Origin of the sequence: Methanosarcina sp. A14, from assembly GCF_001729375.1 — an archaeon.
GTDB classification, from domain to species: Archaea; Halobacteriota; Methanosarcinia; order Methanosarcinales; family Methanosarcinaceae; genus Methanosarcina; species Methanosarcina barkeri.
Genome location: NZ_LZPK01000379.1, coordinates 1 through 11,307, shown reverse-complemented (window position 1 = coordinate 11,307; position 11,307 = coordinate 1). Strand labels below are relative to the sequence as shown.

The window sequence follows — 11,307 nt, the reverse complement described above, 5'->3', positions numbered from 1 at the left end:
ATAACTGAATAACTGAATAGCTGAATAGCTGAATAGCTGAATAGCTGAATAGCTGAATAGCTGAATAGCTGAATAGCTGAATAGCTGAATAGCTAACTAGCTCAGCACTTTTTATATCAGTTTTTTAAGTTTATCCAGAATCAAAAACATAAATTTCTTTGTGGCATCCAGATATTCTTTTTTCCCGAGCATTTCCTCTTTTTTCTGTACAAACGGTCCATTTTCCATCCCATCCCCAAACCACTTGATCAAACTCAGAATTCTGTCTTCATTTACTTCAGGATGAAACTGAAGCGCTATAACTCTGTCATTGTAGATAAACCCCTGATTCCTACAGCCTTCGCTTTCAAAAAGTTGAACGGCCCCTGCAGGAAGGTCAAATGTCCTGGAATGCCAGTGAAAAAACATGATCTTGTCCGGCAGCCCTTCAAAAAATTTCGGCTTATTCTCGCCTCCAGATGCCCTTACAGGAAACCAGCCCATTTCCACGTGCCTGTTTTCATACACGCGGGCTCCGAGGATGTCGGCAAGTAATTGTGCGCCAAGGCAGATTCCCAGTATAGTTTTTCCTGCTTCAATTGCCTGCTTGATAAACGCTTTTTCATCTCTCAGCCAGGGATTATCTTTATAGTCGTAAACTCCAATCGGGCCACCCATGATGATAAGAAGGTCAAATGATTCAAGCTCTGGAGGGCTTATCGTTTCGTAAAAACGGGTTGATTCAAGCCTGTTATTTTTAGTTTTTGTATACTCTTCAATGGTGCCGAGGGTGTTTATTGAAGAGTGCTGGAGGACATGGACTTTCATGAAAGATCAGTTTTGAAGTTTTATGGGCTATGAGTTACCTAACTAGGCTACAATTTTCATATATTATAAACGTTTATTTTATTACAACGGGAGCGCAGAGGGTCACAAGCACCTCATTCTTTACAGGCTGTCCGACAATTACTGGGAGTAATGAAACATAATAGTCTAATGGTAGGTTGGAACTTTTTATTTATAAAATTTGTATTCTGTTCCTTATTCATCCTTCACCTTCCACTTTCCGGCTTTCGCCAGAAATTGTCGAGGAAAGAGACTTTACGCCTTAGAGTTAAATATATATGGTGATTATGGAGGTCTTTTTAAACTCCATAAATTTTATATGGATAAACTCCTTTAATTAAATGGTAATGAATGAGGCAGATTTCTCAAACTGTGTAAGTTATTCATGTAGAAGGCAAAACGATTTTATCTAGTTACTTTTATTCTTTAATTGTTCGCGCTTACGCAAGTATAGAGACAGTACAGAATAGTGAGTGTAATGATAGTTTGAAACTCTTCATGAAAAGTCTTCATAAGAACTCATTAGAATAAACAGGGGTATTTAATGAGCTCAGTTAAGATAAATAATTTGATTGTTGGTTCTTTTATTCTCCTCGCATTGATATTATATTTCTTTTCAGGTTTTTTATCTATAGCAGGAGCTGTTACAGGTAAGGAACTGGTTGTAGAAGACAATGAGAGGAATGAAGCTCATAAAAAGACTGAAGTCGCTCCTGATCTTTATGAGATAATGGCACAGCGCCCATCTTCTATAGAAGGCTTGATTGATAAGGGAAATGCGGTATACTCTCTTAAAAAATATCAACTCTCTGTAAATTGCTATAATGATGCACTTAAGATCGATCCTAATTCCTCATTGGCCTGGTATGGAAAAGGACGTTCTCTGGCCGAACTGGGAAAGAATGAACAAGCAGTCAATTGTTATGAAAAGGCTCTTTCTACCTTTCCGGCCTCTTCCGAAAACTGGTATAACAAGGGTAACAAACAGCTTGAGCTAAAGAAATATGTTGAGGCTATCAACTGCTATGACAAAAGCTTTGCTGCCAATGCCTATCTCTCCACAGTGTGGTACCGAAAAGCTCTTGCTTCTGAACAGCTGGGGCTTAATCAGGAAACTCTAAACTCCTATGACAAATCTATTGAACTGAATTCCAATTCTTCCAGCTCTATGCAGATGCAGGGAATGGCTTACCTCGGGCTTGAAAAGTATCCTGAGGCAATTGAATGCTTTGACAGCGCTCTTAATATCACTCCTGAAAACGCTGAACTCTGGTATCAAAAAGGTGTAGTTCTTGATAAGTCCGGTGATGACGAAACTGCAATAGACTGTTATGATAAAGCAATTTCTTTTAATCCGGATATGGCAAGTGCCTGGCATAATAAAGGTTTTAACCTTGAAAAGATGGAAATTTATGATGAGGCGCTTACTTGCTACGAGTTTGTTCTTCTGTCAGAGCCTGAAAATCTTGATGTTTTACAGAGAAAAGGTGTATGCCTTGAAAAGCTCGGGAGAAATGATGAAGCTCTTCAATGTTATGACGAGGTTCTGGTCTACAATCCTGACAATTCCGAGGTCTGGTATAGTAAAGGCTCTCTGCTTAATAAGACCGGTCAGTATGACGCTGCAATAGAATGCTATGATAAGGCGCTTAACCCGGACACAGGGATTCAGGTTGAAGAAATCGGAAGTGATTCACTCGAACAGCTAAGAATTTACGAAGCTGCACTTCCGTCTTATCCTGAAAATCCTGAGTTTAAGTCATCTACAGTTAAGATCTGGTACGAGAAAGCCCTATCTTTTGATAAGCTTGAAAAATACGAATCTGCGATTGAATGTTATGACAAGGTTCTTGAAACTGAGTCCGGACATGCTGTTGTCTGGTATATGAAAGGCCTGGACCTTGAAAAGCTTGGCAGGTATGAAGAGACAATTGAATGCTATGACCGAGCCCTGAAACTGGATTCCAGGTATGCTAAAGTCTGGTACCAGAAAGGCTTGGACTCTTCAAAAATCAAAGACTATAAAGATGCAGTCGAAAGCTATGATAAAGCTCTCGAGATTGACGAAAACTATACCCTTTCCTGGGCTGGTAAGGCTTTTGCCTTGGCAAAACTTGTAGAATACGAAAGTTCACTCACATGTTACAACAAAGTCCTTGGGGCTGTGCCCAGCAGTGCAGTTGCCTGGTATAATAAAGGGCTTGTTCTTGATGAACTCGGAAAGCACGAAGAAGCTTCAGAATGCTATAACCAGACTCTCCTGATCGATCCCGAATATTCGGCTGCACGCTTTAAGTTAAATATGGAACGGAACTCAACAGAAGACTCAACAGAAACTCCAATACCAGAGCACGTTAAAAACAATAGTGCAGATGCCAATCCTGCCCAGATTCTTTCTGGAGGTTTCTGGGCTTATCTTCTGAACTATGAATACGCAAGCCCAGAGGACCATGCCGAGCCTTCCGAAGATTTGAACCTGTTTAGTCCCGAGATCAGTTACGATGCTGTATGGTATGGAAAGGCCTCAATCTACAGTAAACTCGGAATGTACGACGATGCACTTAATTCTTATGATATGGCACTTACAATTAATCCTACACGTGCTGGGGTCTGGTATGAAAAAGGCTCGATACTTGATAGGCTAGGCAGAAGTGAGGAAGCCCTGGAATGCTACAGGAAAGCCCTGGATCTTGATCCACATTCAAGTACAGCTCTTTACGGGATCGCTTCTAATGTAGGTGGTCTTGGACAGCTTGAAGAAGCGGTCAGTTACTATGACCAATTGCTTGCTCTAAACTCCAGCGACTCAGATGCCATTCTTGGAAAAGGTTTTGCCCTCTCGAATCTGAGCAGGTATGAGGAGGCAATTTCCTGTTATACTACGCTTCTCAAATCTGAGCCTGAAAATCTTGAAGCTCTCAGAAGTCGGGCTCTTGCTCTATCAAAATCCAATAAATCCAATGACGCACTGGCAGATTACGATCGAATAATTAAGCTTCAACCTGAAAATTCCCAGGTCCTGGCTGAGAAAGCCTCTTTACTTGAGGCACTTGGCAGGTATCAGGAAAGTGCTGCATGTTATGAGAGAATACTTAAAATCTCACCGGGCAACAGGGAAATAATTTTCAAACAGGGAAAAGCCCTGGGGAACAGCGGAGACTTTGAGGGGGCAGTAGGCTGTTACGATAGAATTCTTGCGCTGGACACGGGAAATGTGGATGCCTACAATAACAAAGGCTTTGTGCTCTATAAGCTGAAAAAATATCAGCAAGCTATTGACTGTTACAGTAAAGCTCTGGAATATAGTCCAGATAATGTTACAGCCTGGTATTTCCAGGGATGCACTTATCTCACGTTAAGCAGCAATAAAGCAGCCCTTAATTGTTTCAACAAAACAGTACAGCTTAAACCTGATTGTATCACGGCCTGGTATAACAAAGGATACATTCATAACATGATGGGAGAAGCTGAAGAAGCAGTTTCATGCTATGACTATGTCCTTGCAATTAACCCGAACTCACCTTCGGCCCTTTACAATAAACGGTTTGCACTTTATACTCTAAAGAAATTAGATGAGGCTGCTGCATGCAAGGCAAAATTAGATGAAATCGATCCTGGTTTTGTGGATGCTTTGCAGGAAAGAGGAACTAAGTTCTTCCTTCCTGAGTATTATAATAGCATTCTGAACTACTCCTTGCCTTCAAGATGGTACGGAGGAGAAGAAAATGTCTCAGGAAATGTAAGTACAAACACGACTGCACCTTCTCAATCAGGAAAGATAACTGAACCCTCTGACAGTCTGGAAAATAATAGCAGTAATTATGATACTACGGAGTTTGCTGATGGACAGGAGAGTGAGGATCTTACGGAGCTTGATGATGAACAGGAAAGTGAAGATTCGGAACTTGATAATGGACAGGAAAGTGAAGATTCTGAGCTTGATGATGAACAGGAAAGTGAGGATTCAGATTACTGGTATGTTCCCGAACCTGATGAGTGAAGAAAAAATATCAGTGAAGAATGAGTATCAGTGAAGAATTGAGTATTACGGAGCTCGGCTAAAACTCGAATTCCTGAAAATTGAAAATCAGAAACCTTTTCCGGTATGCAGCTAAATACGTACCGGTACGATTTGCCTATCTCTTACTATGCTACTGCTCTGGTTTTTAACTTTTTCTGGCTTGGTATTTTTTTAGTTTGTTAGCTTTTTATTAACTATTTCTTCCGGTTTATTATTTTTTTAGTTTGTTAGTTTTTTATTAACTTTTTTCTTCTGGTTTATTATTTTTTTAGTTTGTTAGCTTTTTATTAACTATTTCTTCTAGCTTATTAATTCTCCTACTTTTGCAAATAAAATTCTTTATCCTGAAAGTTTTAAACTTCATGCCATCCTAACCGTAAGCATCCATGACAGATAATTTCAATGAGATCGAAGCAAAGCCTAAGGCTGATGCCTATACCTCGAGAGAAAACAAGCATACGCCGGAAGATTACATCGGAAATCCAGATAACCCTGGTTCCGACCCCTCTTCTTTAAAGTCGGAAATTTCATCGAATGTAGTCATAGTTCGGTATGGCGAATTAGCCCTTAAAAGTACAGGAGTTCGAAACTGGTATGAGAAAATTCTTATGAAGAATATTGCGGCAATGCTGGATTCTCGAGATATTCCATATTCCCAGATACGTAGGGAATGGGGCCGAATATTCATCGAGACTAAGGATTTCCGTGCGGCTGAAGCAGCTGCTGACGTTTTTGGAATTGTCTCTACTTCTCCTGCATTGACAACTGAGCCTACTCTTGAGAGTGCAGCCAGTGTATGTGCTACTCTGGCTAAGGACCTGGTTTTAGAAGGCGAATCTTTTGCGGTCAGGGCTAGAAGAAGCGGAAACCATCCTTTTTCTTCGGTTGACATAGGCAGAACCTGTGGAGATGCTGTCTGGAGTGCTCTGGAAAAAAAAGGAAGGCATCCTAAGGTTGACCTGAGTTCTCCTGATAAGGAAGTTTTCGTCGAAATGCGGCAAAATCTCGCTTACGTCTATCTGGAAACATTCAAAGGAGTAGGGGGTCTTCCTCTCGGCACGCAAGGAAGTATGGTTGTTTTAATGTCCGGCGGGCTTGACTCTCCGGTTGCAGCCTGGCTTATGATGAAACGCGGAGTTATGATTATTCCGGTATACTGCAATACTTCACCCTATGCCGAGAATGCCGCAAGAGAACGTGCTTTTGAATGTATTCGCCAGCTCCAGAAATGGGCTCCAGGGTATCAGTTTAAGACATATGAGCTTCCTCACGGTCCCAATCTTCGGACCTTTATCGACATCTGCAACCGAAAAAATACCTGTCTTCTCTGCAAACGCATGATGTACAGGGAAGCCTATGAGGTTATGAAAAAAGAAGGTGCAAACGGAATTATTACCGGTTCTTCCCTGGGTCAGGTAGCTTCCCAGACTGCTGCCAATATGTATGCTGAAATCTATCAGCTTGCTATCCCTATTTACCATCCTTTGATTGCCTTTGATAAGACAGAGATAATAGACATTGCCCGCAAAATCGGAACCTATGATATTTCCAGTCGACCCGCAGGCAGTTGCACTGCTGTGCCTGAGCGGCCTGAAATAGGAGCAAACTACGACCTTGTAGTAACTGAAGAACAAAAAATGGATATCAAGACTATGGTTTTCAATGCTATGAAAGCAGCAAAAGTCCTTAAACTCTGAAAAAAGTGATGATTCTTCCAATTAATTATTATTACTTTCAATTAAGTTATGACTCTTCCAATTAATGTATAATCATTTCAACTAATTTATAGCACTTTCAACTACTTTGTTACAATCTTAACTTGAGCTCTAAAAGCTCTCTTATTTTTTCTTTTTTGACCGGCTTTTCAGAAGAGCAATCTCTATATTTTTGCATAGGTCTTCTTCTTTGAAAGGTTTCAAAATATATCCCTCTGGATCTGTTAGCTTTGCTCGTTCGAAGTTCTCAAAATCTGTACAGGCAGTAAGGTAAATTATGGGTATTCCAAAGCGTGATTTAATAATTCGTGCCGCTTCAATTCCATCCATATCTCCTTTTAGCATAATATCCATCAAAACGAGATCAGCGTTTGTAAGCTCAGCTTCTCGTATCGCTTCTTTCCCTGAAACCACAGTATTCGGAACAGCATACCCTAAATTTTTTAATCGGTTTTTAATGTTCAGAGCCACAATAGTCTGGTCTTCAACAACCAGAATTTTTGTTTTGTCCATTTTTTCATCCATCTTTTATTTTTTTGAGTTATGCTTCGATCTTTTGTTCATTTACTATTTTTTAACATCTCTAAAATCGCGCTTCTCCATATCTATATATTCGAAGTCACGCACCTCTAAAACTGCACCCTATTATCTCGATTTTCCCCTTTAACGAAATAACTGCAGGATATAAGCTAGATAAGTTGCAGAGTAATAAAACTCTCAATCTCCTTACCCTCAGGTTTACGTATGACCATCAAAAATTATACAGTCAGGAATTATACAGTTATTTTAAACGACACCTAATATGCAATGGACAATTAAAAGTCGCCGACGATCAGATTAGTCCAATTCCTGAATTAGTTTTTTCTGAATTTCCATCCTCCATACAGGCAGGTCAAGCTTCCCAAAAGTTCAAAACCTGGTGTAGATCTAATTTCACTCGGTTCACTTGATTTATTTCCATTATCAGATTTGGAATTGCTATTGTTTGAATTACTGAGTTCTTCGTTGTTTTCTTCTTTATATATCCTTACATCTTCAGTCGCGATTTCATCAATAAATATTCCCTCGTCAAAAATAACTGGAACACCAGTCACATTCTGCTTTCTTGCCTCTTTATCAATAATTTGATAAATCTCCTTAACTATGGTATTCTTTTCTTCAGAAGGCAACGTTTCGTTAATTCCTACATCCAGTCTAGTTAGCTCCGCTCCGTATACTATTACCTGACCTTTTTCCATATATGGAGTGATTTTATCCTGGGTGTTACCAGAAATCGCAGAAAGTTTATCTGCCCAGGTCATTATTTCATTTTGATCTTTTAATAACGGAATTTTTCCATAAGCTACAACAGTTTTATCCATTGGTATGGTTGGTTTTTCCTTCATATATTCTTCAAGAGCATGTATGTCTGATTCGGACAGATTCACAGTACTATCCCCAAACCAATGATAGATATCCTGTTCCGAATCCAGTGGAATTTCTTCTCTATATATACCATATCCAAATTCTACCGGAATATCTTGTATACCCATCTGCTTTGCAGAATTATCAATTAGAGAGTAGAGCTCGTTTATAAGCAATTCACTTACATTACCGTACTTGAATAAAATCACAAAGTATCCCTTAGAATTAGTTCCACATGTTACTACTTCTCCATGAGGATACATGTATTTGGAGGTAACTGTGTCTTTTATATTATTGCCAAGCTCTTCAAGAGTAGAGTTCCAGTTTTCTTTTTGTTCATCAGATTTTAGTACAGGAAGTTTTCCATACCTGGCAATTACAGTATTCCCATATGAATTAAGACCAAAAAAGTAGTGATAATAGCCATAGTATACATTGCTGGTTTCATAATTTGAATAATTATCCAGTATAACTGGCACACTGATGCAAATTCCCTTATTAGCCACATCTTTTTCTATAGATTTAGTATATTTCTCGCTTTTCTCCCACTCTATTAAATTTCCGCCTACTCTATTCTTAACTTTGTGTTCGTACATTGACCAGACGCCAAGTTGTGTTTCAGTTACAGGTCTATCAGGTACCACCTCAAGACTGTAGACATCTACAAATATCCGGTGTTCATCTCCTGAAGTCTTGTCTTTTACTACGGTCATTGCCCCAATACGGGGATAGCTATATTCAACCACCTTAGTTGATTTTATTTCCCCATTCGGATATTCACTTCTGGCAACTTCGATTGATTTTTTTAAGGCTTCAGTTGTATTGTACAGGTATGTAGTAGTTTCAATAACCTGGACTGATGGCCCTAGTGTTTTATTTGCACCAACGTAAATTTTACCTACTAATGTATTATTTTTATATGCTGAAAATTCATAAAATAATTTTTGACCGTTTATGTCATAAAGTTCAAGCGGTTCAGGATCAATAGATGCATCTGTCCAGTTTTCAAAGTCTGGAACGTCGGATGACATAAAATCTATTATGTGCGCATTTGCGTGTTCAAAGGCTTTCTCCGCAGTTACAGAATAATTATCTTCTTCCTCTGCGCTAACAGCTGGTAACAACCCCACAACAACCAGCAGTATTGCTAAAATTAGTGTTCCCATTCCAAACTGTTTCTTAGTTAATCGTAGTTTACTGAATAACATTCGTCTAACTCCTGGTTATTTTTCCCTGGGAGGCAGAATCAGGCAGTCTTAAATTATACAAAAAGCTAACATGCACAATGCCGCTTAGATGTATTCTATGAAGTTTGAGCTATCCTGAAAAGTACTTTTGAACTCCATAAATTCCTCTCTATTATCTACTTATAAATTTTCTGTGCAGACTTTCAAAATATGTAATTTTCACACTCACTTTGAATCCTCAATTTTTCCCTGGAGTTTGATAGTTTGATGATCTGGTTAGAAAGTATATATATCAGCGAATTGCCTTAACTCGTATTCAAATATATATCAAAAAGAATGAACACAATTCTACAGTCTTGTAAGCTGATATTTCAATTAATCCATATGAAATTTAGAATTATATATTCTCTAACTGTAGTTTAGTGGCGAATAAACACGTAAGATGATGGATAATTTGGAGCGATTTATATTCATAGTCTTTAAATATGGAGTTGAAATTATGACCACAGACTAGGAAATTCTTGCCAGACTACAGGAGATCGAGAAGAGAATGGAAAAGATGGAAACTTCACTCGAAAATATTAACAATATCCTGAAAAAAGTCGAGCAAAATACCTATTTCGGGTGCTATATGCCAGAGGAAAAGCTGGAGTAAAACGATAAAAAGAGATAAATTTTCAGATTTTCCAGATGATTTTCCGGATGATTTTCCAGATTTTACTTTTTTCGATGCTCCTCTGTTAATCGCTTGATGTTATTCCAAGGCAACAAAAAAGGCGTATCAAGGTCGTTATTGTCCCGCGCTGAGGCGCGGCTGGAACTAATCGGCTTTGATTGAATGAAAGCTGAAATTTTTCCCGCCCTGGGAGACTGATGTTAAGGATAAACTCAGGAGAAAAACTGCTAAAAGCTTATTTATAGATCTCACTTGCCCCAATTGCGAGAAAGAATTCGAATATGAAGTGAAAACATGAGTAGTGAGGATTCCGGAGGAAAAAATGCTGAAGAGGAAGCTCCTGTAAGGGAAGCTGAACCTAACCCTTTCTTTGATCCTCAGCTTTGTGGCACTTACTATTGCTCTTCTGGATTACCTGGGGATTCTTTCGTACAACACATTTTGAGATGTAGCGGAATTCTTCAGTGTAATTGTCCCATAAATAATTATTTCTTCTTTTGGGTGTGCGTCTTTACATTCTTTTTTTCGGAAAAGCCGGTCGCTTGCCCGGTGAGAATCCGGGGTTAAGAAAAGCAATAACCATGCAGTCCCAATAAGTAAATTTCCAGCAGTAATCAATTGCTTTCCCTACTACGAATAATTTCATAGCTTACATTTTCTATGCCTACGTAATCCCTGACAAGCTTTTCTCTTGGGAAAGGATTCCATTTTTCCGGCATCTTGGCGGATCTTTTTCCATTTGTCAAGCTTCCAGGCCCTGAAGAGATCTTCGGTTTTTTCGGAAAATTGGCGGCTCATCTCCTTCACCTGCCAGGTTTAACTTTTCAATATCATTACTGGCATTTTGGATAGGCTCCAAGTCATAATAATTCTGAAAACTGAAAACGATTTTATTCTATAAATTCAGAATACGGAATGAATATTATCTCACGAATATTATAAGATAGGGGGAGTAAAATGAGTAATATGAGTAAATCCATAGAAGTTCCATATATTGCATCAAATCTCGAAAGATGTATGTGTTCTCAGTGCCCTGTACAATCTGAGAGTGCATGTGCACTGGAAAAAATGGGAAACTTCAAAAGTGAAGCGAAAAATTTAGGAGAAGGTAAAGCTCCATCGCCGCAAAGTGTTCCTGGAGTCTATTGTTCGGCAGGTGAAGCTATCTGTAAAGACCTAAATCCTAACAAAGACTGCATTTGTTATACTTGTCCTGTCTGGAAAGAGCACAATCTGGAGAATGCAAACGTAGTTAAGTATTACTGTGGTAACGGTAAGGCTTAATTCCCTTATTTTATCTTTTTAGAATCTGTGTAGTTGAACTTAAAAAACTAAGTATTAAATCTTCAACTGCTCAAAATGTGATTGACTATAACTGATTAGAACTTGCGCGGTTGAGATAAAAATCAACGGCTGTTCAAACCTTTAACTGTTCAAAATACAAATTAAAACCATGGTATTTAGTGTAATTGATTTTAG

The 11,307-nt window shown here is 38.8% G+C and carries 8 protein-coding genes; 3 read left to right on the top strand and 5 right to left on the bottom strand.

The window, feature by feature from the left end:
• Positions 1 to 111: 111 nt before the first annotated feature.
• Positions 112 to 807, bottom strand: a complete 696-nt coding sequence (locus A9239_RS17165; protein ID WP_048155728.1) for a type 1 glutamine amidotransferase — start codon at positions 805 to 807, stop codon at positions 112 to 114.
• A 562-nt stretch (positions 808 to 1,369) separates the two neighbouring features.
• Between A9239_RS17165 and A9239_RS17160 the strand changes: the two genes are divergently transcribed.
• Positions 1,370 to 4,825, top strand: coding sequence for a tetratricopeptide repeat protein (locus tag A9239_RS17160; protein ID WP_048116885.1), 3,456 nt, complete (start codon positions 1,370 to 1,372; stop codon positions 4,823 to 4,825).
• Between the two features lie 407 nt (positions 4,826 to 5,232).
• Positions 5,233 to 6,543: a tRNA uracil 4-sulfurtransferase ThiI gene (thiI, locus tag A9239_RS17155; RefSeq protein WP_230629094.1), complete on the top strand. Its 1,311-nt coding sequence runs from the start codon at positions 5,233 to 5,235 to the stop codon at positions 6,541 to 6,543.
• Between the two features lie 141 nt (positions 6,544 to 6,684).
• Here the strand turns inward: thiI and A9239_RS17150 are convergent, their stop codons facing one another.
• The 4 genes from A9239_RS17150 to A9239_RS20725 all read right to left on the bottom strand — a co-directional run bounded on the left by A9239_RS17150 (position 6,685) and on the right by A9239_RS20725 (position 10,626).
• A complete protein-coding gene (locus A9239_RS17150) occupies positions 6,685 to 7,074 on the bottom strand; it encodes a response regulator (RefSeq protein WP_048122735.1) in 390 nt (129 codons plus the stop codon).
• A 341-nt stretch (positions 7,075 to 7,415) separates the two neighbouring features.
• Entirely contained in the window at positions 7,416 to 9,173 is a 1,758-nt protein-coding gene (locus A9239_RS20730) for a hypothetical protein (RefSeq protein WP_230668856.1), read from the bottom strand.
• Positions 9,174 to 10,239: 1,066 nt separating this feature from the next.
• Positions 10,240 to 10,446: a hypothetical protein gene (locus A9239_RS17140; RefSeq protein WP_048155725.1), complete on the bottom strand. Its 207-nt coding sequence runs from the start codon at positions 10,444 to 10,446 to the stop codon at positions 10,240 to 10,242.
• 24 nt (positions 10,447 to 10,470) lie between these two features.
• The gene (locus A9239_RS20725) at positions 10,471 to 10,626 is read right to left on the bottom strand and encodes a hypothetical protein (RefSeq protein WP_255361974.1); all 156 of its coding nucleotides are present in this window, start codon (positions 10,624 to 10,626) and stop codon (positions 10,471 to 10,473) included.
• A 159-nt stretch (positions 10,627 to 10,785) separates the two neighbouring features.
• Here A9239_RS20725 and A9239_RS17135 point away from each other — a divergent pair, with 159 nt between their 5' ends.
• On the top strand, positions 10,786 to 11,112 hold the full coding sequence (locus tag A9239_RS17135; protein ID WP_048116887.1) for a DUF2769 domain-containing protein: 327 nt from the start codon (positions 10,786 to 10,788) through the stop codon (positions 11,110 to 11,112).
• The last annotated feature ends 195 nt before the right edge of the window (positions 11,113 to 11,307 follow it).

Coding starts and splice junctions, on each gene's coding strand:
- A9239_RS17165 (WP_048155728.1), bottom strand. CDS start 807: ATGAAAGTCCATGTCCTCCAGCACTCTTCAATAAACACCCTCGGCACC.
- A9239_RS17160 (WP_048116885.1), top strand. CDS start 1,370: ATGAGCTCAGTTAAGATAAATAATTTGATTGTTGGTTCTTTTATTCTC.
- thiI (WP_230629094.1), top strand. CDS start 5,233: ATGACAGATAATTTCAATGAGATCGAAGCAAAGCCTAAGGCTGATGCC.
- A9239_RS17150 (WP_048122735.1), bottom strand. CDS start 7,074: ATGGACAAAACAAAAATTCTGGTTGTTGAAGACCAGACTATTGTGGCT.
- A9239_RS20730 (WP_230668856.1), bottom strand. CDS start 9,173: ATGTTATTCAGTAAACTACGATTAACTAAGAAACAGTTTGGAATGGGA.
- A9239_RS20725 (WP_255361974.1), bottom strand. CDS start 10,626: ATGAGCCGCCAATTTTCCGAAAAAACCGAAGATCTCTTCAGGGCCTGG.
- A9239_RS17135 (WP_048116887.1), top strand. CDS start 10,786: ATGAGTAATATGAGTAAATCCATAGAAGTTCCATATATTGCATCAAAT.